25 protein-coding genes are annotated in these 25602 nt (G+C 40.4%); 13 read left to right on the plus strand and 12 right to left on the minus strand.

The window, feature by feature from the left end:
* Window positions 1-117: 117 nt before the first annotated feature.
* Window positions 118-528, plus strand: a complete 411-nt coding sequence (gene rnk / locus GWJ05_RS06195) for a nucleoside diphosphate kinase regulator (RefSeq protein WP_036933082.1) — start codon at window positions 118-120, stop codon at window positions 526-528.
* Window positions 529-645: 117 nt separating this feature from the next.
* On the opposite strand, the gene pmbA is transcribed toward rnk, so the two are convergent.
* A complete protein-coding gene (pmbA, locus tag GWJ05_RS06200) occupies window positions 646-1974 on the minus strand; it encodes a metalloprotease PmbA (RefSeq protein WP_161681181.1) in 1329 nt (442 codons plus the stop codon).
* A 187-nt stretch (window positions 1975-2161) separates the two neighbouring features.
* Here pmbA and yjgA point away from each other — a divergent pair, with 187 nt between their 5' ends.
* Window positions 2162-2722, plus strand: a complete 561-nt coding sequence (yjgA, locus tag GWJ05_RS06205) for a ribosome biogenesis factor YjgA (protein ID WP_036938692.1) — start codon at window positions 2162-2164, stop codon at window positions 2720-2722.
* A 75-nt stretch (window positions 2723-2797) separates the two neighbouring features.
* Here the strand turns inward: yjgA and GWJ05_RS06210 are convergent, their stop codons facing one another.
* From GWJ05_RS06210 to mreB, 10 genes are all read right to left on the minus strand, one after another.
* Complete coding sequence (locus GWJ05_RS06210) at window positions 2798-3079, minus strand: barstar family protein (RefSeq protein WP_103005007.1); 282 nt, start codon at window positions 3077-3079, stop codon at window positions 2798-2800.
* Window positions 3079-3579, minus strand: a complete 501-nt coding sequence (locus tag GWJ05_RS06215) for a ribonuclease (protein ID WP_036933087.1) — start codon at window positions 3577-3579, stop codon at window positions 3079-3081. The genes GWJ05_RS06210 and GWJ05_RS06215 overlap by 1 nt, the downstream gene beginning before the upstream one ends.
* An 87-nt stretch (window positions 3580-3666) precedes the next feature.
* Window positions 3667-5112, minus strand: coding sequence for a metalloprotease TldD (gene tldD, locus GWJ05_RS06220; protein ID WP_036933088.1), 1446 nt, complete (start codon window positions 5110-5112; stop codon window positions 3667-3669).
* On the minus strand, window positions 5109-5969 hold the full coding sequence (gene nit1, locus GWJ05_RS06225; protein WP_036933089.1) for a deaminated glutathione amidase: 861 nt from the start codon (window positions 5967-5969) through the stop codon (window positions 5109-5111). The genes tldD and nit1 overlap by 4 nt, the downstream gene beginning before the upstream one ends.
* The gene (gene yhdP / locus GWJ05_RS06230; protein ID WP_161681183.1) at window positions 5966-9766 is read right to left on the minus strand and encodes an AsmA2 domain-containing protein YhdP; all 3801 of its coding nucleotides are present in this window, start codon (window positions 9764-9766) and stop codon (window positions 5966-5968) included. The genes nit1 and yhdP overlap by 4 nt, the downstream gene beginning before the upstream one ends.
* A 45-nt stretch (window positions 9767-9811) precedes the next feature.
* Complete coding sequence (gene rng, locus GWJ05_RS06235) at window positions 9812-11281, minus strand: ribonuclease G (protein WP_036933091.1); 1470 nt, start codon at window positions 11279-11281, stop codon at window positions 9812-9814.
* Window positions 11278-11865 carry a Maf family protein gene (locus GWJ05_RS06240; protein WP_036933092.1) on the minus strand — a complete coding sequence of 196 codons (588 nt, stop codon included), beginning with the start codon at window positions 11863-11865 and terminating at the stop codon, window positions 11278-11280. Before GWJ05_RS06240 ends, rng begins: the two co-directional genes overlap by 4 nt.
* Before the next feature lie 51 nt (window positions 11866-11916).
* Window positions 11917-12405 carry a rod shape-determining protein MreD gene (mreD, locus tag GWJ05_RS06245; RefSeq protein WP_036933094.1) on the minus strand — a complete coding sequence of 163 codons (489 nt, stop codon included), beginning with the start codon at window positions 12403-12405 and terminating at the stop codon, window positions 11917-11919.
* A 5-nt stretch (window positions 12406-12410) separates the two neighbouring features.
* On the minus strand, window positions 12411-13451 hold the full coding sequence (gene mreC / locus GWJ05_RS06250) for a rod shape-determining protein MreC (RefSeq protein WP_036933095.1): 1041 nt from the start codon (window positions 13449-13451) through the stop codon (window positions 12411-12413).
* Between the two features lie 91 nt (window positions 13452-13542).
* A complete protein-coding gene (gene mreB / locus GWJ05_RS06255; protein ID WP_023582893.1) occupies window positions 13543-14586 on the minus strand; it encodes a rod shape-determining protein MreB in 1044 nt (347 codons plus the stop codon).
* Window positions 14587-15273: 687 nt separating this feature from the next.
* Here mreB and acuI point away from each other — a divergent pair.
* The 11 genes from acuI (at window position 15274) to GWJ05_RS06310 (ending at window position 25034) form a co-directional block, all read left to right on the plus strand.
* Window positions 15274-16248: an acrylyl-CoA reductase (NADPH) gene (gene acuI, locus GWJ05_RS06260; RefSeq protein ID WP_036933096.1), complete on the plus strand. Its 975-nt coding sequence runs from the start codon at window positions 15274-15276 to the stop codon at window positions 16246-16248.
* Between the two features lie 430 nt (window positions 16249-16678).
* On the plus strand, window positions 16679-17122 hold the full coding sequence (aroQ, locus tag GWJ05_RS06265) for a type II 3-dehydroquinate dehydratase (RefSeq protein ID WP_006535378.1): 444 nt from the start codon (window positions 16679-16681) through the stop codon (window positions 17120-17122).
* Window positions 17123-17155: 33 nt separating this feature from the next.
* Window positions 17156-17626 carry an acetyl-CoA carboxylase biotin carboxyl carrier protein gene (gene accB, locus GWJ05_RS06270; protein ID WP_036933097.1) on the plus strand — a complete coding sequence of 157 codons (471 nt, stop codon included), beginning with the start codon at window positions 17156-17158 and terminating at the stop codon, window positions 17624-17626.
* Between the two features lie 12 nt (window positions 17627-17638).
* Window positions 17639-18988 (plus strand): acetyl-CoA carboxylase biotin carboxylase subunit, encoded by a 1350-nt coding sequence (accC, locus tag GWJ05_RS06275; protein ID WP_036933098.1) that lies wholly within the window; start codon window positions 17639-17641, stop codon window positions 18986-18988.
* Window positions 18989-19260: 272 nt separating this feature from the next.
* Complete coding sequence (locus GWJ05_RS06280; protein WP_036933100.1) at window positions 19261-19509, plus strand: YhdT family protein; 249 nt, start codon at window positions 19261-19263, stop codon at window positions 19507-19509.
* A complete protein-coding gene (gene panF, locus GWJ05_RS06285) occupies window positions 19499-20944 on the plus strand; it encodes a sodium/pantothenate symporter (protein WP_036938694.1) in 1446 nt (481 codons plus the stop codon). The genes GWJ05_RS06280 and panF overlap by 11 nt, the downstream gene beginning before the upstream one ends.
* A 24-nt stretch (window positions 20945-20968) precedes the next feature.
* Window positions 20969-21850: a 50S ribosomal protein L11 methyltransferase gene (prmA, locus tag GWJ05_RS06290; RefSeq protein WP_161681185.1), complete on the plus strand. Its 882-nt coding sequence runs from the start codon at window positions 20969-20971 to the stop codon at window positions 21848-21850.
* 322 nt (window positions 21851-22172) lie between these two features.
* Complete coding sequence (dusB, locus tag GWJ05_RS06295) at window positions 22173-23144, plus strand: tRNA dihydrouridine synthase DusB (protein WP_161681200.1); 972 nt, start codon at window positions 22173-22175, stop codon at window positions 23142-23144.
* Between the two features lie 20 nt (window positions 23145-23164).
* Window positions 23165-23461 carry a DNA-binding transcriptional regulator Fis gene (gene fis, locus GWJ05_RS06300; protein WP_004245342.1) on the plus strand — a complete coding sequence of 99 codons (297 nt, stop codon included), beginning with the start codon at window positions 23165-23167 and terminating at the stop codon, window positions 23459-23461.
* Between the two features lie 186 nt (window positions 23462-23647).
* Window positions 23648-24280 carry a hypothetical protein gene (locus tag GWJ05_RS06305; protein ID WP_052038408.1) on the plus strand — a complete coding sequence of 211 codons (633 nt, stop codon included), beginning with the start codon at window positions 23648-23650 and terminating at the stop codon, window positions 24278-24280.
* Window position 24281: 1 nt separating this feature from the next.
* The gene (locus GWJ05_RS06310; RefSeq protein ID WP_161681187.1) at window positions 24282-25034 is read left to right on the plus strand and encodes a DUF3307 domain-containing protein; all 753 of its coding nucleotides are present in this window, start codon (window positions 24282-24284) and stop codon (window positions 25032-25034) included.
* A 4-nt stretch (window positions 25035-25038) separates the two neighbouring features.
* Here the strand turns inward: GWJ05_RS06310 and GWJ05_RS06315 are convergent, their stop codons facing one another.
* Complete coding sequence (locus GWJ05_RS06315) at window positions 25039-25560, minus strand: SMI1/KNR4 family protein (protein ID WP_103005003.1); 522 nt, start codon at window positions 25558-25560, stop codon at window positions 25039-25041.
* Between the last annotated feature and the right edge of the window lie 42 nt (window positions 25561-25602).

Here is a 25602-nt window from a genome sequence, read left to right on the forward strand (position 1 = left end):
ATCATGGTCTCTTTCTTTTTTATACAGAACCGCCTATTATCTCTTATATGAGTTTAACAACACCCCCACCTCACCCGTGGGGGTGTTGTTTTGCATTGGAATAAATTGGAGTGTGGTATGACAAAGCCAACAATTATCATCAACGAACTTGATGCTGAACGTTTAGATTCATTGCTAGAGCAACCGGCCTTTGCAGATAGCCCCATTGCTGAAGCCTTGAATGAAGAATTAGATCGTGCTGACATTGTTACACCAGCTGATATCCCTGCTAACATTGTCACAATGAACAGTAAAGTCCGCTTTATGGACTTAAAAAATAATGAAGAGCGTACTCGTACTTTAGTGTACCCCGCTTCATTAAAAGACAGCACTACTGAACTTTCAGTTATGGCACCAATGGGTGCTGCGTTACTGGGTTTGGCAATTAATGACGAGATCAGTTGGAAGTTGCCTAATGGCCTTGAAACGAAAGTTAAAGTACTAGAAATTCTATACCAACCTGAAGCTGCTGGTGAATTACACCGTTAAGCAGAGCTGAAGGTTCGCGTCTTATTTTTTATCTTCTCAATTTGAAAAGCACACCGATAAACGCGATATCTCAGCCCATCACGGGCTGAGATTAAAGGTAGAGAAGGTATCTAAAATTTACTCGCCCGCAATACTCATTTCTGGTAACAATAAAGAGCCACACTGAATATTACTGCGTTTCTCAATATCGTCCCCCATAGTGGCAATGTTCGCCCACATCTCTTTTAAATTACCTGCAATAGTCACTTCACTGACAGGGTACTGAATTTCACCATTTTCAACCCAAAAACCGCTAGCACCGCGAGAATAGTCACCGGTTACTGTACTGACACCTTGTCCCATCAATTCTGTAACAACAAGGCCTGTTCCCATCTCTTTTAACAGAGCATCAAACGATAAACCTTGTCCTGGGATATACCAGTTATGGATCCCACCTGCATGCCCATTACTTTTTAACCCTAATTTTCTTGCTGAATAGGTTGTTAACAGCCACTCTTGTAATACACCATCTTTAATAATTTCAGCATCTATTGTACGCACACCTTCACTATCAAAAGGTGTTGATGCTAAACCACTCAACATATGAGGGCGCTCTTGAATATTGAGCCATTGAGGGAAAATTTGTTTACCTAAACTATCTAATAGACAAGAAGATCCACGATAAATCATGCTACCGCTGATTGCAGCGACTAAATGGCCAAAAATCCCCGTTGCAACATCAGCGGCAAAAATAACTGGGGCTTTCATCGTAGAGAGTTTACGAGGTGCAAGTCGAGATAACGTACGGCGAGCACACTCTTTTCCTACCCATTCAGGTGATTCTAGACCTTCAAAGCGGCGACTAATGGTGTACGCATAATCACGCTCCATATCCTCACCATCACGAGCAATGACACAACTCGACATAGAATAACGTGAAGATGAATAACTTTTTAATAAACCAAGACTATTACCAAATACACGGGTTCCACTGTGACTATTAAAGCTACCGCCTTCTGTATTAATAATACGACTATCACTGTCTAAAGCAGCTTTTTCTGCTCTTGAGGCTAACTCTATTGCCTTATCCGCAGTCACATCAGTAGGATGGTAAAGATCAAGAAAAGGAGCATCAAATGCTAATAACTCTTTATCAGCAGGGCCTGCACAAGGATCAACAGAGGTATAACGCGCAATATCTACCGCAGCTTGTACTGCGCGTTTAATCGCATCAGCACTCAAGTCTGTTGAAGATGCGCTACCTTTACGTTGTTGTTGATAAACCGTAATGCCTAGCGCACCATCACTGTTAAATTCAACATTTTCAACTTCACCATAGCGGGTACTAACACTAATACCCGTTGATTTATTAATAGCGACTTCAGCCCCATCACACTGTTTTGCTGCCAGCTCTAATGCAAGCGAGACGGCGTCTTCAAGCTGTTTTACCTGATCTGAATTATTCATTGAGAACCATTTTTCCTAAGGAGAACATCACTTTTTACTTATTTTTAGCAAAGTAAATCAATTGACAGGTGGTCAACAAGCGATTTTCCCAGTTACAATAGAAGATATATGAATGTTATCACCCGTCGGGCTTTTGGTCATTCACCAAATCACACTCCCGGCTTACTCTGCAACAGGAATTTTTATTATGGCAAAGCAGCCTGAAGAGTGGCATTACCTCAACCCTGAATTTGACGATACCTCGTCAGAAGAGGAAGAAGAGGAAGAAATTATCTGGGTCAGCAAAAGCGAAATTAAACGTGATGCTGAAGCACTCAAAAAATTGGGTACTGAATTAGTTGAATTAAGTGCGCAAGAATTAGAGCGTATACCATTAGATGAGAAATTATTAGCCTCTATTCAATTAGCACAAAAAGTACAGCGTGAAGCACGTCGCCGCCAAATTCAATATATTGGAAAATTATTACGTAATGTGGACGAAGAGCCGATACGCCAAGCACTTGATAAACTAAAAAACCGCCACAACCAACAGATCTTAGTGCTACATAAACTTGAAGATCTGCGAATTCGTCTTGTCGAAGGGGGTAATGAAGTCATTGAAGAAGTGGTCGCTCTTTACCCAATGGCTGATCGCCAGCAATTACGTACACTTATCCGTAATGCTAAAAAAGAAAAAGAAACGAATAAACCACCAAAATCATTCCGCTTATTGTTTCAATACCTCAAAGATTTATCAGAATCAGCATAATACCTGATCCCCCTGAAAACGCAGTGTAAAACGACACCACCACTGCGATTTTCAGGTGCCTGTTTCTATATTTTGCTATTTTTGACTGTTATGCTCACAACTAAAGCTCAATAATGCTTTACCTAGCTCGTTTTGCGCTTCTTGCATTAACGCTACTAAAGGTTGAAAATCGCTAGAATGGTAAGGTAAATGCTTGAAAATAATTTTTACTGGTAATTCAATGTCCCCCACTAACGCATCCCATAATGCATCTAAGTTATTGCCAAAATGCTCATCTAACTGAAATTGCAGTGCAAAATCCCGATAAAAAGCGTCTCTATCTGCCAGCATCTTAAAATCAAAAATAACCTGTTTCATTAAGGAGCCACCTTTGTCATTGTACGGTAATGATCGGTGGTGATATAAATCAGCCCATCATTCGAATAGAGTAATCTGTCACTACCTCGATGACCACATTGATAATTTACATCAGCTTCATACCACAGGCGTCCTGCTTCTTCAGGTAGCTGTTTTTCACGGTTCATAAAGCGATCGCCACCGATCGCCTTTCCTGGTAATACATCACATAAATTACCCGCTTTTGCATTCCAACCTTTTTCTCTGGCTTCTTTTTTAGTGAGATAAAAATCAGGTAGTTGCTGATGACGTTGTAAATAGTTAGCCACTGCGTTAGCTTGCGTTTTTTCATCAATAGACAGTGGGATTTGTGCCGGCTTATCGGTGCTATTATGAGGTAATGATGAAATAGAGGTAGAAGATGAAGATACTGATGTTTTATTTTCAGGCAGTAACCCCTTATAAAGAACACCAAATAAAACCGCAATAACAATAATAACTGGTAATAAACGCTTGCCCATAAATTTGCACCTTCATTGTCGCTAGAATAAAAAAACTCCATCAAGAGATGGAGTTTAATAAATACGTATAGATAACGATAGCAATAATTAAGCCGTACCACCTACAGTAATTTTATCAAGCTTTAAGGTTGGCTGCCCTACACCAACAGGCAAGCTTTGCCCCTCTTTACCACAAACACCGACGCCTTTATCTAATGCGAGATCGTTACCCACCATTGAGACTTGCTGCATGGCTTCAATACCTGAGCCAATCAGCGTGGCCCCTTTAATTGGTTTTGTTATTTTGCCATTCTCGATTAAATAAGCTTCTGAGGTTGAGAAAACAAATTTACCTGATGTGATATCCACCTGACCGCCACCAAAGTTAGGTGCATAAATACCGCGATCAACACTTGCAATAATTTCTTCTGGTGACGATTTACCCGCTAGCATGTAAGTATTGGTCATACGAGGCATAGGAAGATGTGCATAAGACTCACGACGACCATTTCCCGTCGGTGCAACGCCCATTAAACGAGCGTTCATCTTGTCTTGCATATAACCTTTTAAGATACCGTTTTCGATTAAGACATTGTATTGACCTGGAACACCTTCATCGTCAATGGCAATAGAGCCACGACGCCCTTCAATTGTGCCATCATCAACAATAGTACAAAGCTCAGAAGTGACCTTTTCACCAAGACGTCCTGAAAATACAGAGGTTTCACGACGGTTAAAATCACCTTCTAAACCATGCCCCACAGCCTCATGCAATAATACCCCCGGCCATCCCGCGCCTAATACCACAGGCATTGTTCCCGCAGGTGCGGCTATTGCAGATAAGTTCACTAATGCCATACGCACAGCTTCACGCGCATAAGTTACGGCATGGCTTTCACCACCAACGTTCGTTAAGAAGTAGTCATAACCAAAACGACCGCCACCACCACTGGCACCGCGTTCACGTTTGCCGTCTTCTTCCACCAGCACGCTAACAGAAAGGCGAACTAAAGGGCGTACATCGGCCGCTAACGTGCCATCGGTTGCGGCCACAAGCACATGTTCATAAACACCCGTTAATGAGGCATTAACCTGTTTAACACGCTTATCTTCAGCACGTGCGACTTTATCTACTTCATGTAATAGTGCAATTTTCTCTTCACGAGAAAGGCTTTGTAACGGATCATTTAAGCTGTACAGCGGAGAATGTTGAATAGCACCTAAAGTATGGATACGACCATTCCCCTTAGCCTGAACAATGCTTCGCGCAGCATGCGCACTTTGATTAAGTGCATTAAGCGTTAATTGGTCAGCATAAGCAAAACCGGTTTTTTCGCCATAAATTGCTCTGACACCAACCCCTTGGTCAATATTATAAGAGCCATCTTTAATAATCTGATCATCAAGTACCCAAGCTTCGTGGTAACTTGATTGAAAATAAAGATCACCATAATCAATTTGACGCTGTGCAAGCTGCTCTAGTGTTGATGCTAAATCATCTAAACTAAGTTTGTTTGCTTCCAACAGACTTTCGCTGACAACAGCTAAACTCATAATTCTTCTTTATCCTTAATTTTTTTGATTAAGTGGGTCAGTTTCGGGCGAAAGCGGTTATGTTTCACGACCCGTATCTGTTCACGCATACCATGTAAACTCTCGACACCAATATTGAGTGTTAGCGCACTAACGGCATCAGGGTTCTTTTTCAAGACCTTTCCCCAACCATCAATAGCTATGGTATGACCCCAAGTCCGGCGCGTATCATGTGTACCCACTTGTGCAGGCGCTAAAATAATACACTGATTCTCAATCGCACGAGCACGTAACAACGGCTCCCAGTGTGCTTTTCCCGTTAAACGAGTAAAAGCTGCTGGTACAGAGATAATCTCGGCACCTTTCTCTCTTAATGCTTGGAAAATACCAGGGAAACGGAGGTCATAACAGATAGTTAAGCCTAGCTTTCCGACAGGAGTATCAACCACGGTTAGGCGTTCACCACGTTGATAAATAGAAGATTCATTATATTCCCCTTGCTCATCGTCAATACTCACATCAAACATATGAATTTTGTCATAACGAGCACGGATAACACCTTCATCATCAAAGACCAAACTACTGCTGGTAATTTGATCAGGAGAGTCACGACTAACCAAAGGCATAGAGCCCACTAAGATCCACACTTTGTAACGCTGGGCCATTTTAGCAATGGCATTTTGTAACGGCCCATCGCCCTGAATTTCAGCGTGTTTATGGTAATCTTTAGCGTTCGAAAAAAGTAACGCATTTTCAGGTGTTAATACCAGCTTCACTGAATCGGGTAATTGCTTAATCTGTTGCTCGATTTGCGCCAGATTATTTTTTGTGTTTTTTCCGCTACAAAGTTGCAAAAGTGCGACATTAACTTTTTTCATAACGCCTGATTCTCCTTAAGCTGACGCAGTACTTCGTCAATTTTGGGTTGTTCCATAGTGCCGGTCACATGATAACGGATAACTGAAATCTTACTCCAAAGTGGCCCCAGCACCTTTGATGCCGCAAATACTGCGGCGCCTGCAATTGGGTTTATTGCGAAAGCTGTGGCAACACCAACTGTAGCTGAAATTTCTGGGGTGACGACAACTTGTAGATCCATTTTACGTTCGAGTAAATCCACTTTCCCACTTATCGCAATATCAGCAATAACACCATCAACACGAACACTCTCTGCATTCATAATACCTTGATTAATCGTAATTTCACTTTTAATCGAATCATATTCAAAATGCTCACTGAAAGTATCTCTAAAATCAAACTGCAATTTACGTAAAAGCGCATCAAAACTCACTAGTCGCAGTAATTTACCCGCTTGTCCTACATCCACTTTCTCTATGCGCCCTTTGCCTAAAACCGATTTGATATCACCATTTAATCTCACGATATTAAAATTCCATGGTGTATCATGCCACTGTAATGAAAAATCGGCGGAAAGAGGAGATTGCAAAATAGGAACGATATACCCCAAATAAGCTGCCATTTCATCAATTTCATCAGCTTTAAGCTTACCTGTTAATTTTGTGGTGTTATTTCCGTCCAGATCTTCAGACCACTCGCCATTAACATTAAGTTCACCACTGCTATTTTCTAATTTACCGTCAGTTAAAAATAAAGCGCCCTTGTTTTGTTTTAACGAGCCTTTAATTTTCCCTAGGAGTAAGCCATTGATCCAACACTCTCGGCACTCAAAATCAATAGAAGGGATATTTTTCACTGAAAACTTCAATCCATTAGGATCAGGAATATTGGCCATTTTTAACGGTTTTTCTTCTTGAGAAGAGGAAGCACCATTAAAATAGAGATAATTAATATTAACTAGCCAAGGTACCGAGGTTTCAGGAATAAACACATCGCCTCGTAATTCACTTCCTGAGAATGCCAATTTTACGCCATCATTAACTCGCATAATTTCAGTTTGTGGGTTATTCCATTTTTGCCCTGCAAAATTTAAATCAGGTAAGCTGATATGTACATTATCAGGGAAACTCACTGCATTTTCAGAAGGTGTTAATGATGAAAATGCGATTAATGTCGGTAACCATTTATCACCATCGAGTCCTTTAAGAGCAATGGTTAAACGCTGTTGTGGGCTTAACTCAGGTAATTTGAGGGTAGAAGAAACAAGGTTACCTTGTAATAAACGAAGTTGTTTACCTAACCCCCATTGGCTATTGAGTTTCCACTGTTTTTCAGCGTTAGCATTCACAGTTAAAGTTTCACTATTACCGCTTGCTGAAATCACAATAGGCGGTGAGTTTTTTAGATCCTGAGTTTCAGGTACTGTTAATTTACTTTTTAATGAATTAATATTCCCCGTTAAGTCGACTTGATAATCGACATCCCCTTGTTCGGGGATTTTAACATTAACGTTACCATTCCAAGGAAATACTCCACTCAATTTCTGCTGAATATCGCTAGGTAACCCCTGAATTTTTTGAATATCCCACTGACCTTTTAAGCCGACATCCACTTGATAATTATCCGCAGTATTGTGGCTTTTAAATGAAAATACGAGTGGCTGACCAAACCAATTGGCCGTTAATATATCACTTTCAAGTTTGTCATTATGGTAACGGAATTGCCCGCTAACCCCCTTTAATGTGGTATCCATAAAATTTAAAGTGACATCATTATTTTTTAAATTAATCTCACCTGACGCAACGACATCATCACCATCAAAAGGAATATCGAGCTTCAATGTGCCATTAATTTTTCCGGCAACGTTAAGCTCTTCAAGAGTATGCCCAATACTCGCCATTTGAGAATCTAAGAAATACGCTTTCAGTTCATCACCTGTTGCTTGAATATCTGCGTTAATTAAGATTTTTTCCTGTTGATAACGTTCAATCACCGCACTTAAATTTGTAGCGACCGCGTTCCCTACTTTGGCTTTTGACGATGACATCCATAAACCATCATTTTTAAAATCTAAATTAATATCGAGATCAAATAATGCTGGCCATTCACTATCAAATTTGAACGTAGCCTGTTTCACTGGCGCATAAACTTGAAACCAACCTTTATGATTATCAAAAGGAAAATCGGCTGGATCACCATGAAAAATAAATGTTCCATTATCGATATTACCCGCAATAATCGCATCTGAAAGATACTGAGTCAGTTCTTTACCTACATACTTCTCAGGCAGATAACGCCATGTATCGCCGGCATTTGTGACTCTTACACCAGACAATATGGAAAGTTGCTGATCTTCACCTTGTTTCTCATAACGAAAATCACCCGCTACCCATGCAGATGTTGCTTGAATATCGACCCCTTTACTCCAAAGAGATAAGCTGTCTCCAGAATGTTGCCAATAAACCGTGCCTTTCCCTTTTTCTATATTCAGTGGGGCTTTAAATAAATCACCGGTATCTATTTGACTGTCCGCTAAGGCAAAGCTAAGTTCGCCATTTTGCACACTTCCTTTTAATTGCCCACTGAAATGTTGTACTGATGGGATCTCTTGCCAACGTTTCCAGCCGACATTTTCCCAGGAGAGTTTAATCAAACTTTTCTCAAAGTTTTCGGGAGTAAGATCTAAGGCAAAATCATTAACCATGCCTGAAAATTGTCGATACTGCCATTGACGCACAAAATCTGGTGTTAAAAATGAGAATAACGGTAATACGGCATACAGCCTATCTAACTCAATATTTTTGGCACGAATACGCCATGCTTCATCATGCTGTTTTTCTTTAGGTTGATAAAGCACAGCTAAATAGCCATCAGGCCATTCCTCACCATCCATTGTGATTTTTCGGGTATAAGGGATATCAGCAAGCCAACCATTCTCTTGCCTTCTCATACGTAATATTAAATCTTCAACATTTAATATGTGCGAAGTTCCATCGCTACTCCAATCCATCTCACCTTGATGAATTTGTAATTGGCTTCCCGTAATCCGTCCGTGGGTAATATCAATCCAGTTAGATAAGCTGGCTTTCGCTTCACCTAATCCACTATTCTTTTTTACCCACTGGCTAAGCCAGGGTGAGATATCAATTTCATCTGCGGTAAGAAATACCTTGCCGTTATCAATTAAGCCTTTATTTGTGGTATACAGGTCAAGACGTACCTTTAAACCGCCATAGTGATTTATTGGTGTATCAAGCGTGATCTCACCTTGAGCACGGTGACGATTTTTTTTGTTTAACCACATCAATTCAGGTACATGCAGTGTACTGGTATCCCCCGATGGCGTTAAAAAAACAAAACGGCTTTCAACCAGTTTAAAACGGTCAAACTGTTCAAGGAAAAGTGAAGAGATATCATCAGGTTCAGTTAACGTAATATCACCACTTTGCCCTGTAAAAATGGGACGTTGATAATCAACATATAACCGTTTAAAGGTGAGTTCACGAAAATGAGGACGAAGAGTGAATAATGAACGCCATACATCAAAAGAAAAAGTCACTTTTTCTACCGTAACGTTCACATCTTTGTTAGTAATATTCAGCCCATCGACTTGAATATCTGGGCCAAAATTCTGCCACGTCCCTCTGATTTTCGTCATTGAGACAGGGCTATTGAGTTGCTTTGTTAAATACGTTTCTATTTCAGGGCGATAATTATCTAAACGAGGCAGAAAATAGCGAAACCCGCTTAACACCAAGGCAAAAACGATGAGGCAAAAAACTGTTATAACTAACAGGTAGTTAGGCAGCCGCTTCATTCTTGTCTCCTTTCTGCCATCATATTCATTAGGAAGGCGAATCCATTACATCATCACCACATCAAATTGCTCCTGACTATAAAGTAGCTCAGTTTGCACTTTTACTTGTTTACCCACGAAAATTTCAACCTCAGCTAATGCATGAGATTCATCACCTTTTAAGGCTTCAGCAACTGCTGTAGAGGCATAAACTAGGAATCTATCCGCATCAATTGTTTTATGTACACGCACTATTTCACGCAAAATTTCATAGCAGACTGTTTCGACTGATTTTACCGTACCTCGTCCTTGACAAGTTGGGCAATCATCACAAAGCACATGTTCAAGGCTTTCTCGTGTTCTTTTACGTGTCATTTCCACTAAGCCGAGTTGAGAAAAACCGTTAATTGTTGTTTTCACCCTATCTTTACTTAGTGCTTGTTCAAGCGATGCCAACACCCTGCGTTTATGTTCATCATTATTCATATCAATAAAGTCAATAATAATGATGCCACCTAAATTACGTAACCGTAATTGTCGAGCAATAGCTTGGCTTGCTTCAATATTAGTATTAAAAATGGTTTCTTCTAAATTTCGGTGACCAACAAATGCTCCCGTATTGATATCAATAGTGGTCATTGCCTCAGTTTGATCAATAATCAGATAACCGCCTGACTTCAATTCCACTTTACGCTCTAAAGCTCGTTGAATTTCATTTTCAACACCATAGAGATCAAAAATAGGTTGGTTCCCTTGATGCAATTCAAGCTTAGCAGTTAACTCAGGAATATATTCACCAATAAATTCCTGTAGTTGATGATACGTTAATTTAGAATCAACACGTATGCTATCTAATTCAGAACCAGCAAAGTCACGTAAAATACGTTGTGCTAAAGCCAACTCACCATAAATTTGAATGCGGGTTTTATTTCTTTTCTTGCGCTCAATAATTTTATTCCATAAGCGTTTAAGAAAAGCGGCATCTTGTTTAATTTCGTGCTCACCTACTCCTTCAGCGGCAGTACGAATAATAAAACCGCCATTTTCATCGCAATATTCTTCAACCAATTGTTTTAAGCGTTCACGTTCTTCTTCACTATCAATTCGTTGAGAAACTCCCACATGAGAGGCTCCAGGCATAAAAACTAAGTAACGAGAAGGTAACGTAATATCGGTGGTCAGTCGGGCACCTTTGGTTCCGAGAGGATCCTTAACCACTTGTACAATTAAATCTTGGCCTTGATGGACTAATTGCGCAATATCACGAACATTAAATTTCTTCTGCTCTTCACCTGCAATACATTCAGTGTGAGGCATAATATCAGAAGCATGTAGAAAAGCGGCTTTATCTAGCCCGATGTCAATAAATGCAGCTTGCATCCCGGGTAATACGCGACTTACCCGACCTTTGTAGATGTTTCCGACGATACCTCGTTTCGCTTCTCTTTCGACATGAATTTCTTGAAGTATGCCTCCGCGAATATAAGCAACACGAGTTTCAGATGGCGTCACATTCACTAATAACTCTGCTGTCATGAAATATCCTTCTCATTAGCTAGAGACGAAAATTGAGCTATCAATGCTTCGGTTTCAACAAGTGGCAATCCGACAACAGCATGATAACTCCCCTCAATCCGTTGAACGAAACGGCCTCCTTTTCCTTGAATACCGTAAGCACCAGCTTTATCCATTGGCTCTCCTGACTCAATATACGCGCTAATCTCACCCTCTGTCATCTTTCTAAAAGTGACGTGCGTGACAACTAATTGACTCAATGTATGTGTGCTATCAGAGACCGCAATTGCCGTCATCACTTGATGAGTTGCACCTGAAAGCGAGCGTAAGATTTGTGCTGCATGGGCTTTATCACGCGGTTTTTCAAGAATATGACCATCATAAACCACAATGGTATCAGAGCCTAAAACAGGATAATCATAGGGTGCTTGTCGCACACCTTCTTGTGATTTTTCTTTCGCCAAACGAAGGACATAATCTTCTGGTGTTTCACCTTGTTGCCAAATTTCATCAATAGCCGGTGTGATAATACTAAATTCAACATCTAATAACGCGAGAAGTTCACGTCTTCTTGGTGAGCTGGATGCAAGATAAAGCGTGGTCACAGATAATATCCTCATGACGGTAACGCAAAAAGCCGCCATGAGCCAATTAACTTAGTGAACTGAAAACTGGTGACGGACTTTGCGAAGTAAAAAATAAAGCCATGGCCAAAGAATACCACTGACTGGGCTATTCCAGAATACTTGAGGGTGAAAAGTCACGGGTGAAAGTAAAAATTCTGCCCAAAATACAGCGAGATCGACAACGACAACACTTAACATCACCACCAGTGCTTGTTGCCATAAAGCTAAATTACAAAAAAGCTGATATTTGAAAGCAATCACATAACTCACTAACGTATAGGCCAACGCATTAACACCCAAGGTCGTTCCTTGGACTAGGTCCATAATCATACCTAATACAAATGCAGTTCCGACACTGACACGATGAGGAATAGCCGTTATCCAATAAATTAGAAACAACATTGGCCAAATAGGTCGATACACTTCTAATTGTTCTGGCCATGGCATAATTTGTAAAACTAATGCGATAAGAAAAGAGAGCCAAACAATCCAACGTCCACGACTTTGATAAGGATTCATCGAGGTTACCTACTTCTTGTTGTACTAGGTGTAGCAGGTGTTGAGACCGGCGGTGGATTCTTGTTACTTGCCTCTGGCGTATTCTCTAATGGCTCTTGAGACATAGAACGAGGGAGCGGAGGCCCAGCTTGTTCATAATTAGGAAGAACTTGTGGCATCAGTTGCATTAAACGCTCATTCGCCGCGTGATACACCTCTGAAGGCAACGGAGGTTCTCCAGTTTTATCTGATGCATTCCATAATAAAAGTAAATAACGTAAACGTTGTAATTCAGCAGAAGGACGAACATTAATCACAGAGTAAGCGCGTTGATTATCAACCTTAACAGAAGCAACAACACCAACTGGATATCCTTCAGGAAAACGTCCACCAAGTCCCGATGTTACTAAAACATCACCTACACGAATATCAATATTAGCAGGTAAAGCTTCTAGCAATAAATCATCAGCACACCCCGCACCAGAAGCAATCACACGAATATCATTGCGTAAAACTTGTACTGGTAATGCATGAGAAGTATCACAAATTAATAGTACTCGACTCGTGAGCTCACTTACGGCAATGACTTGACCTACCACGCCTTTATCACTAATAACAGGTTGTCCTTCATAGACGCCATCATTGGTTCCTTTATCAATAACCACTTGATCTCGATAAGGCGTACTATTACCAGATAAAACTTGTGTAACTGTCATTTGTTCATTTTGACGAAGAGGTGAACCAAGTAATTCTCGTAAACGGGCATTCTCTTGCTTAAATTGCTCTAATAATTGGCTTTCGCCACTGCGAACTAACAACTCTTTTCTCAAAGCCTGATTTTCAAATTGTAAACGCTCACGTGTTGCAAACGTTTCAGAAATTTGATCAAGAAAACGACGTGGACCATTTGCAAGAAAATAGAAGGGACTAACAGCAGTATCAAGATACTGGCGGACTTTAGAAAATGCACCAATACGGTTATCAGCAATCAATAAAGAGATAGCAATAACCACGGCGATTATTAATCTTAGTTGCAGGGAAGGGCCCCGACTAAAAATTGGCTTCATAAACTCTAAGATCACTCACACGGAGAAGTAAAAGAACAGGTGTTAATATTCTCACCAAGGGGGAATCCATTCTCCCTTGTTAGAATTAATCTCAATCTTCGCTAAACAGATCGCCACCGTGCATATCGATCATTTCTAATGCTTTACCACCGCCACGCGCAACACAAGTCAATGGATCTTCAGCAACAATTACAGGAATACCAGTTTCTTCCATTAACAAACGGTCAAGGTTACGTAATAACGCACCGCCTCCCGTTAATACCATGCCTCGCTCTGAAATATCAGACGCCAATTCTGGCGGACATTGCTCTAATGCAACCATAACCGCGCTGACGATACCCGTTAATGGCTCCTGTAATGCCTCAAGGATTTCATTAGAGTTTAATGTAAAGCTACGAGGTACACCTTCTGCAAGGTTACGACCACGAACTTCAATTTCATTAACTTCATCGGAAGGATAAGCAGAACCAATATCGTGCTTAATACGCTCAGCAGTTGCTTCACCAATCAGTGAACCATAGTTACGACGCACATAGTTAATGATGGCTTCATCAAAACGGTCCCCTCCGATACGGACAGAAGAGGAGTAAACCACACCATTTAATGAAATAACTGCAACTTCTGTTGTACCACCACCGATATCAACCACCATTGAGCCTGTTGCTTCAGAAACAGGTAAACCTGCACCAATTGCCGCAGACATAGGCTCTTCAATTAAAAATACTTCGCGAGCACCCGCACTTAATGCAGATTCACGAATAGCTCTACGTTCTACTTGAGTTGCCCCAACAGGAACACAAACCAATACACGAGGACTTGGACGCATAAAGCTATTGTTATGAACCTGTTTTATGAAGTGCTGAAGCATTTTTTCGGTTACATAAAAATCAGCAATCACACCGTCCTTCATTGGACGGATAGCAGCGATATTCCCAGGTGTACGCCCTAACATCTGTTTGGCTTCATGCCCTACAGCAGCAACACTTTTTGATGTGCCAGCGCGATCTTGACGAATAGCGACAACGGAGGGTTCATCGAGAACAATACCCTGCCCTTTGACATAAATAAGGGTATTGGCGGTACCCAAGTCAATAGACAAATCGTTGGAAAACATGCCACGAAATTTTTTAAACATACGAAAGGATAATCCTGCAAGCCGGGACGGAAAAATCCGTCTACTCTATCAACCACAATAAGCAGCGACAAGGCGCGATTCACTACTTAGATTAAAGTGGACACGTAAATAATCATAAAGGCACAATATTCTACGTTACTTTTCCCAATTGGAGCAGAAAAAAACTGCATAAAAATGGGCTAATTAGAACGATTAACGCATAATTTCAATCCTACGCTATTCATATTTAACTTATGTAACAATACAAACAACGCTTATATCAATAAAGAAAAATCTCACTTCGTTGCCAAACTGTGACTCAAAAGCATCACTGCAAGTTCAAATAAAATTTATTCATTTAAATAAGCACTCTGTCTCTATTGATATTAAATAGTGTTTCACCGACAAAACTTGACGGAGAAAATAATCAAAGTACCCACCTCGAATACTTCAAAAACAATGCATTATCTTTATTTCGAGTCACAAAGGGAAATGCTTATTTTATCCCATCATCAAACATTAACGGTATTATCTAATAACCAAGATATAAAACTCAGAATAATCTCTGTACCAATAAACGTAGAATCCCCGTTTATACACTAAAAAAGGATTATTTGTCTCATTATTACAATAGATATTGTGCGCAATCACGACGAGATCTAAAAAATCACTTATCATGAAACAAATAGAAATCGATAAGGGGTCAAGATGAAAGCATTAATAGTTGAACAGCAAGACGATAAACTCAATGCCAATGTGCAAGATATCGATGAAAAAAAACTGCCTATTCATGAAGTTATTGTCGATATCCATTACTCTACACTCAATTATAAAGATGGATTAGCGATCACTGGAAAAGGAAAAATATTGCGCCAACTCCCAATGGTTCCAGGTATCGATTTTTCAGGTGTCGTTCATCATAGTGAAGATCCTCGTTTTCATATTGGCCAACATGTTTTATTAACCGGCTGGGGAGTAGGTGAAAATCACTGGGGAGGCCTTGCTCAAAAAGCAGGTGTAAAAGGTGATTGGCTCACCGCTGTACCTGAAGGGCTTTCTTTAAAAAATGCCATGATAATTGGGACTGCGGGTTTTACCGCGATGCTTTGTGTAATGGCACTAGAGCAAGGCGGTGTCACTCCTGAAAGTGGTGATATTTTAGTCACTGGAGCCAGCGGTGGTGTCGGAAGTACCGCCATTAGTTTACTAACAGCATTAGGTTATCAAGTTACCGCACTAAGTGGCAGAGCAAGTAATCATGACTATTTACGCAAACTTGGTGCCAAAAATATTATCACTCGTGAAGAATTTGAACCCGCGGGAAGAGCTTTAGATAAGCAACGCTGGGCAGGTGCAATTGATACCGTAGGTGGGCAAATTCTTGCCAATATTCTGTCACAAACAAACTATAACGGCACAGTAGCGGCTTGTGGGTTAGCGGGAGGTTTCTCTTTACCAACAACCGTGATGCCTTTTATTTTACGTAATGTTCGCTTGCAGGGTGTCGATTCTGTTTATTTCCCTGCAGAAAAACGTGCCCAAGTTTGGCAACGTTTACTGAAATTACTGCCAGAAACGTTCTATCAACAGGCGATGACAGAAATCGCACTTGATGAAGTTCCACGTTATGCCCAAATGATTATGGATAATCAAGTCACAGGAAGAACCTTAGTAAAGCTCTAATTTAGAGATTTTATCTGCTTATTTCTGGCATTAATTCACCTCATTTAATGCCAGAATAAACTTCTTTTCGTGTGAAATGGATGTTAATTTGTGATGCAGATCACATTTGCAACATATATTGAGGATCTATCTCAAAGAAGCACAGATTTCCAGTGACATCAATAAATAACGTGATGTTATGATTATTTTTTAATCGCTTGTTTATTTCACTTTCAGACGTTTACAATCCCGTAAAAACTTTTAACTTTTCATCAAAATAAACCCTTCCTTCCCTGATTAGACCAGTATTTTGCTGTTATCTTCTGTGAAATGTCTATAATGTCGGACTTTGTGATATGTATCGTAACATTGGATACAATAAAAGATGACAAAACGAAAAGCACAGGTTATTTTGTCATTTCGTTGACGAATTGACGGAGATAGAAGCATAATGTCGGAAAATTTTCATATTTTGCTCCTGAATGGTCCGAATTTAAACCTGCTTGGAACAAGAGAGCCGGAAACCTACGGACACTTAACTCTGGATGATATCGTTCAAAGTTTGTCAGCAGATGCTCAGGCATTAAATGTGAAACTCAGCCATTTTCAGTCGAATGCTGAATTTGAGCTGATAAATAAAATTCATGCAGCTCGGGGAAATGTCGATTACATATTAATCAACCCAGCCGCTTTCACGCATACCAGTGTTGCGCTGCGTGATGCATTATTAGGGGTGAATATTCCATTTATTGAAATTCACCTATCCAATGTCTACAGTCGAGAGCCTTTCCGCCACCATTCATATCTCTCTGATATCGCAACAGGCGTAATCTGTGGATTAGGTGCAGAAGGTTATCGGTTTGCTTTACAGGCAGCGGTCAGCCGCTTGTCTTAATAAAAAACATCAAAAAGAGTACGGAATCAACTCATGGATATTCGTAAAATTAAAAAACTGATCGAGCTAGTCGAAGAGTCTGGCATTTCTGAACTGGAAATTTCTGAAGGTGAAGAGTCAGTACGTATTAGTCGTAACTCTGGCCTACAAGGTCAAATGGCTCCTCAGCAATATTTTGCGGCACCAGCGGCACCTCAACCTGCATTAGCAAATGCAGTTGCGCCTGTAGCGCCAGAAACACCAGCAGCTACACCAACGCAAGAAATTAGCGGTCACGTTGTTCATTCACCAATGGTCGGAACGTTCTATCGCTCACCAAGCCCTGAAGCTAAGAAATTTGTTGAAGTCGGTCAGCAAGTCAATGTCGGCGATACTCTGTGCATCGTTGAAGCAATGAAAATGATGAACCAGATTGAATCTGACAAAGCGGGTGTTGTTAAATCTATCCTTTGCCAAGATGGCGACAACGTTGAGTTTGACGCTCCACTCTTTGTTATCGAATAACGAGGCAGGTCCATGCTAGAAAAAATCCTCATTGCCAACCGTGGTGAGATAGCACTGCGTATCCTAAGAGCATGTAAAGAGCTTGGGATCAAAGCAGTTGCAGTTCACTCCACGGCAGACCGTGATTTAAAACACGTTCTGCTGGCAGACGAGACTATCTGTATTGGTCCCGCTGCTTCAGCAAAAAGTTACCTAAATATCCCTGCAATCATTGCAGCAGCAGAGATCAGTGGCGCACAAGCTATCCATCCAGGATACGGCTTCCTATCTGAAAATGCTGATTTTGCAGAGCAAGTTGAACGCTCTGGCTTTATTTTTATCGGTCCAAAAGCTGAAACCATCCGCCTGATGGGTGACAAAGTTTCGGCTATCGAAGCGATGAAAAAAGCAGGTGTTCCTTGTGTACCAGGATCAGATGGTCCTTTAGGTAACGACTCGGCAAAAAATATCGAAATTGCTAAACGTATTGGCTACCCAGTTATCATCAAAGCCTCTGGTGGCGGTGGTGGACGTGGTATGCGGGTTGTTCGTTCTGAAAAAGATCTGGAACAATCCATTACAATGACGCGTGCGGAAGCAAAAGCCGCATTTAGCAACGACATGGTATACATGGAAAAATACCTTGAAAACCCACGCCATATCGAAATTCAAGTCATGGCTGATGGTCAAGGTAATGCTATCTATTTGGCTGAACGTGATTGTTCAATGCAACGCCGTCACCAAAAAGTGGTTGAAGAAGCACCAGCACCAGGTATCACTCCTGAAATTCGTAAAAATATTGGTGAACGCTGTGCGAACGCCTGTATTGAAATCGGCTATCGCGGTGCGGGTACCTTCGAATTCCTGTATGAAAATGGTGAATTCTACTTTATTGAGATGAACACCCGTATTCAGGTAGAACATCCAGTAACTGAGATGATCACTGGCATCGACTTAATTAAAGAACAGTTACGTATTGCATCTGGCTTACCTTTATCAGTAACACAAGAGCAAGTTAACGTTCATGGTCATGCTGTAGAATGCCGTATCAACGCAGAAGATCCAAAAACATTCATGCCGAGCCCTGGAACGATCACTCGCTTCCACTCACCGGGTGGATTTGGCGTACGTTGGGAATCGCATATTTACGCAGGTTATACTGTTCCGCCTCACTATGATTCAATGATTGGTAAATTGATCACTTACGGTGAAACACGCGAAATCGCGATCTCTCGGATGAAAAATGCCCTGGCAGAACTTATCATTGACGGTATCAAAACCAATATTGAACTGCACCAGTTCATTATGAATGATGAGCAATTCCAAAAAGGTGGTACAAATATTCACTACCTTGAAAAGCGTTTAGGTTTAACTGAGAAGTAATCCTCCTCACTTAACCAGAAAAGGCATAGTTTAATCACTATGCCTTTTTTATTGCTGATCTTCTGATGAGTATTTAATCGGAAACCCTTTAGAGAGTTTTATTTCTCTCATAACACTCAACAGAGACAAGGTTATAATCCATTTAAAAACAATAAGATAATTATTTTTAGAATTCATCAGTGACCTTATGACTAATTTTTCACTGAATCAATACTCACTTTCCCGTACAATCCATCCATTCATTTTTAACCCTATTAAAATTGGGAGAACAGATGGACAAACGTTTTGTTCAGGCCCACAAAGAAGCCCTTTTAGCCCTTATTTTAACTTTTATCTATTTGTTGGGTTGGTTGGTTACCGCCTATTTACCGGATAACACACTTGGCATTACAGGTTTACCTATTTGGTTTGAGCTTTCATGTTTATTTTTGCCTGTTTTGTTTTTTTTGCTGTGCTATTTGATGGTGCGTTACTTCTTCAAAGATATGCCATTAGGAGATAAGCATGACGATGCAAATTGAGGTTATTGTGCCATTGGTTGGCTACCTTTTGCTGGTTTTTCTCCTCTCAGCATACGCCTATCGTAAACGCGAAAAAGGCGAGTTTCTCAATGAATATTTTTTAGGTAATCGGTCAATGGGAGGCTTTGTGTTAGCCATGACCATTACCGCCACTTACGTCAGTGCGAGTTCTTTTATTGGTGGGCCTGGCGCTGCTTATAAATACGGTATCGGTTGGGTATTACTCTCAATGATCCAGCTACCTGCAATTTGGCTTTCTCTAGGGGTCTTGGGGAAAAAGTTTGCCATTTTAGCCCGCCGTTATAATGCCGTAACCTTAAATGACATGCTATATGCACGTTACAAAAGTCGTTTTCTTGTTTGGTTTGCCAGCTTAAGTCTATTAGTTGCCTTTGTTGGTGCCATGACAGTACAGTTTATCGGAGGCGCACGTTTATTAGAAACCGCAGCTGGTATCCCTTATGAGTTTGGTTTGCTTATTTTTGGGATCTCCATTGCACTGTATACCGCAATCGGTGGATTTAGAGCCAGCGTATTAAACGATGCTTTACAAGGCCTTGTGATGCTACTTGGCACCTTTATCCTGCTGGTTGCCATTATCTATAAAGCAGGTGGCTTGGATGTTGCGATACAAAAACTCAATGCCATCGATCCTGCATTAACCTCACCTCAAGGTGCAGATGGCATTCTAACGGGGCCTTTTATGGCTTCATTCTGGGTGCTAGTCTGTTTTGGTGTAATAGGCTTGCCGCATACTGCGGTACGTTGCATCTCTTATAAAGACAGTAAAGCCATGCACAAAGGGATCATCATTGGCACTATCGTGATGTCTCTCTTAATGTTTGGTATGCACTTTGCGGGTGCATTAGGTCGGGCGCTCATTCCTAATCTTACCGTTCCCGATCAGGTGATCCCAACATTAATGGTTGATGTATTACCGCCTTTTGCTGCTGGTATTTTCCTTGCGGCCCCTATGGCTGCCATTATGTCAACGATTAACGCTCAGCTTTTACAATCATCAGCAACTTTGGTCAAAGATCTTTATCTTAATCTTGCCCCTCACGCGATCACAAATGAAAAGCGTATAGCCCGTTTATCCAGTCTTTCGACCTTAATTTTAGGTGTATTACTGCTGTTTGCTGCATGGGACCCACCATCAATGATAATCTGGCTTAATTTACTTGCTTTCGGTGGTTTACAGGCAGTGTTCTTATGGCCTTTAGTTCTTGGTCTTTATTGGGATAAAGCGAATCGTTATGGCGCGATTGCGGGTATGATCACAGGTGCCACACTCTATGCAACTCTCGCCACATTTAATATTCAAATCGCAGGATTCCACCCTATTGTTCCGTCACTGTTATTCAGTTTAGTGGCATTTCTTGTTGCTAATCGATTTGGAGAGCATACTCTGCCACAATCAGCATCATTACAGTGAATTCGTTTTTTAAAGAGATTAATTATGCCTTGGATACAATTAAGACTTAATGCAACCGCCACTAATGCAGAAGCTATTGGTGATGAGTTAGTTGAAAGCGGTGCCGTTTCAGTGACATTCCAAGATAGTCACGATACACCTATCTTTGAACCTTTGCCGGGTGAAACTCGTCTATGGGGTGATACTGATGTTATCGGTTTATATGATGCAGAAACTGACATGAAAATCGTTGTGGCTATGCTAGAAAATACGCCACTGCTAGGTCAAGGCTTCCTGCACAAAATTGAACAACTTGAAGACAAAGATTGGGAGCGTGAATGGATGGATAATTTCCACCCTATGCGCTTTGGTGAACGTTTATGGATTTGCCCAAGCTGGCGAGAAGTACCTGATCCTAACGCTGTCAACGTCATGCTAGACCCTGGTCTTGCGTTTGGTACAGGTACCCACCCTACAACCTCATTATGCCTTCAGTGGCTTGATGGCTTAGATTTAGAAGGTAAAACGGTTATTGACTTTGGTTGTGGCTCTGGGATTTTAGCGATTGCGGCCTTGAAGCTAGGTGCAACAAAAGCGATTGGTATTGATATCGATCCGCAAGCCATCCAAGCAAGCCGTGATAATGCACAACGTAATGGTGTATCTGACGCACTCACACTGTATCTTGCAAAAGACCAGCCCGATAATCTCAGTGCTGATGTTGTCGTGGCAAATATTTTAGCGGGTCCACTGCGTGAACTCGCACCAGTTATCAGTACACTGCCTCGCCAAGGAGGGCATCTTGGCCTTTCTGGCGTATTAGCGACACAGGCCGACGGTGTTGTTGCTGCCTATGAAGAATTATTTCATTTAGATCCAGTGGCTGAAAAAGAAGAATGGTGTCGTATTACCGGTATGAAAAAATAACAGTGTTTAAATATTAACCAAATCGAGATAATCTCAATACGTTAAAATTTCACTTAATTATTGTTTATCAGGCATTAATCACATTTTTGCCTGATAAACTTTACTTAGTTTCGCTTGTTTATCAATTCTGTATCATCAAATTTTAAATTATTAAAAATATGTAATGCATTGTTTTTATTAACTAAATAGTGAGTTCATAAAAAATCAAGTATAAAAAAGTAACTTTTTTTCGCAATTTGGTTAAACTTTGTCCTTTCATATCTGGCAAAAAATGCGTAATATACGCGCCCTTGCAGTCACAGTTTGGCCCTCTTTTTCATCTATGCGAATCGGACAGTATCAGTTAAAAAATTGCCTTATCGCTGCGCCTATGGCTGGCGTTACAGACCGACCTTTTCGGTCGCTTTGCTATGACATGGGTGCGAGTATGACAGTTTCTGAAATGCTGTCTTCCAACCCTCAGGTTTGGCAGACAGACAAGTCTCGGTTACGAATGGTACATAGTGATGAATTAGGGATCCGCTCCGTACAAATTGCAGGAAGTGATCCCGTTGATATGGCGGCAGCTGCGAAAATAAACGCAGACAGTGGCGCTCAAATTATCGACATTAACATGGGTTGCCCTGCAAAAAAGGTGAATAAAAAGCTAGCGGGTTCAGCACTACTTCGTCATCCCGACCTTGTCGCAGAGATCCTCTCTGCTGTGGTTAACGCGGTAGATGTACCTGTTACTCTCAAGATCCGTACTGGCTGGTCACCTGATGAACGTAACTGTGTAGAGATTGCCAAATTGGCTGAACGTTGTGGTATTCAGGCTCTCACTATTCATGGACGTACACGCGAGTGTTTGTTCAAAGGTGAAGCCGAATACGACAGTATTCGGACAGTTAAGCAGAATGTTTCTATTCCCATTATTGCGAATGGAGACATAACAGACCCGCTAAAAGCCAGAGCAGTATTAGACTACACTGGAGCCGATGCTTTGATGATCGGTCGCGCTGCTCAGGGAAGACCCTGGATCTTTCGGGAAATCCAGCACTATCTGGACACAGGTGAACTGTTGCCCCCTCTACCGATTGTAGAGGTACAACAAATAATGCAAAAGCATGTGCGTGAGTTGCACGACTTTTACGGTCAAGGCAAAGGAACTCGCATTGCACGCAAGCATGTCTCTTGGTATCTCAAGGAACATGCCCCTGATGACCAGTTTCGGCGCTCCTTCAACGCCATAGAGGATGCCAGCGAACAGCTGGAGGCGTTGGAAGCATATTTCGAAAATTTTTTGCGTAAATAAATAAAAGAGCTGACAGAACTATGTTCGAACAACGCGTAAATTCAGACGTACTAACAGTTGCCACCGTAAATTCACAAGATCAGGTGACCCAAAAACCTTTACGTGACTCAGTTAAACAAGCACTGAAGAACTATTTTGCTCAATTAAACGGTCAAGATGTTAATGACTTATATGAGCTGGTATTGGCTGAAGTTGAACAGCCATTGTTGGACATGGTAATGCAATACACCCGTGGCAACCAAACGCGTGCGGCACAAATGATGGGCATTAACCGCGGCACACTGCGTAAAAAACTGAAAAAATACGGCATGAACTGATCCTAGTCAGTTAGGTCTATTTTTATAAAAAGCCTTTTCTGGTTTTCAGAAAAGGCTTTTTTGTTGCTAATTTTTCACTCTTTATTTATAACGTTAATGTTCGTGTTACCAAATATGGTAACATAATGCCATGTTACCAAATATGGTAACATGATACTATTCCCACAAAATAACAAGAGCCAAAAGATGAATAAAGAGATCGTAAGTGTCATTACAGGCGATATTATCGATTCTAAAAATATCCCCATCCAAAGCTATGATCTTATGCTCTACACTTTAGAGCAAACAGTTCAGCTACTCTCAGCGCAGTTACCAATTAAATATGATCGATACCGAGGTGATTCTTTTCAGATTGTTTGCTTGCAAGCGACGGATGCTATCAAAGTCGCTATTGTTATCCAATTGGCACTAAAAACGTCAAATATAGAAATCAGTGCCCGTCAAAGTATTGGCATCGGTAAAATTGACTCATTGCGCAATGATGTAAGAACCTCAATTGGCGAGGCGTTTATTTTGTCTGGTGAAGGACTCGATAAAATGAAAAATGAAATTTTGACAATATCGGCATCTAGCTCAGATTTCCAACAAAACATTACTTTAGTCACTAAGTATCTAAATATACAACTCAAAGAAATTACTCGATCACAGGCGCAAGTTTTACTTAAATACATGGTCAATAAAGATAAATCTCACTATGCTATTGCTGATGAGTTAAAAAAATCGAGAAGTAATATTACTAGATTATTAAACGCTAGCCACTACCAGTTAATAGATGAATATATTCAATACTTTAATTATTTAATTAACAAGGCTTACTAATATGTATAATTTCACGCTTCTTATTTTTCTCTATATTGCTCATATTACTTTTGATTTTTATTTACAACCGAAAGCATGGATAGAAGCGCGAAATATTCTACATTACAAATCTAAAGAGCTTTACTTACACTCACTACTACAAGGTGGGATAACTTTTATTATTCTAGTTTTAATGTCTGAGATAAGTTTTAGCTTTATTTGCATTTACAGTTTGATTGTATTAATAACACATTATCTTTTTGATCTTGGAAAATCTTATACTGATAACTCTTTAAGATGGTTTATTATTGATCAAGCTCTTCATTTATTCGTGATTACCTTTTTATGGATAATACTCGTTGATCAGCACACGCAAATATTCCATCTCCTTAATTTTAAAAATATTAACTATAAATATCTTATTGTTATTCTTGCCTACATCATTATTTTAAAACCTATTTCTATCCTTATTTATATGTTACTCAAGAAATGGACACCTGTCGCAGAAGAAGGCTCAACTCTCGTTTCTGCTGGCCAATCTATTGGTTACTTAGAAAGAATGCTTATTTTAACCTTCATTCTTTTAAACCAATTTGCAGCAATTGGTTTTTTATTAGCAGCCAAATCTATATTTAGATTTGGCGAATTACAAAATGATCAAGATAAAAAACTCACAGAATATGTTATGTTGGGTACGCTTATCAGCTTTAGTATCTCCATCCTTATCGGTCTTGCCACAACATACCTTGTCACGCAGTTACCCATAGGGAAATAACCAATCAACTGCTCGAAATAAACATTATATTCTCTGATGGAAACACCGCCGGAAATGATTGGCAACGTATTCGTTTTGATAACACACCTTCTAAAAATCCCGTTAGATTTTCTGCAATAAATTCCACCTCAGCGGCTCTGGATGGAATAATTGCTATTGTCCAAAGCTCACTATTTTCTGATGAAACAACCCAAAAAAGAGTGTCTCCATTATCTGTCACTCCAATAGGCAAAAGCCCATTCTGTTTTGGATACAGAACAAAAGTATAATCGTCAGGATCATCATTGATTAATGAATTAAAATCTTCAAGGATCCACTCTTTTTGTTGAAAAAATTCAATATATTCGTTTTTACTAAAGGGATTAAATAACGTTATGAAATCGGCTATCAAGCCTGAGCCATATTGCGTAATTAACGCGATATAGTCTTGTGGAAAAACGTATTTTCCATCAATTAATGGCCATCTCTCTCCTTTCCCATTTTCATGCGTTGTAGAAGGAATAGGTAATTGTTGATTTAATGCCATTAACATCACTTTCTCACTTATTTAAAGTCTATTACACAATGT

This window comes from Proteus sp. G2626 (assembly GCF_009915985.1).
Taxonomy (GTDB): domain Bacteria; phylum Pseudomonadota; class Gammaproteobacteria; order Enterobacterales; family Enterobacteriaceae; genus Proteus; species Proteus vulgaris.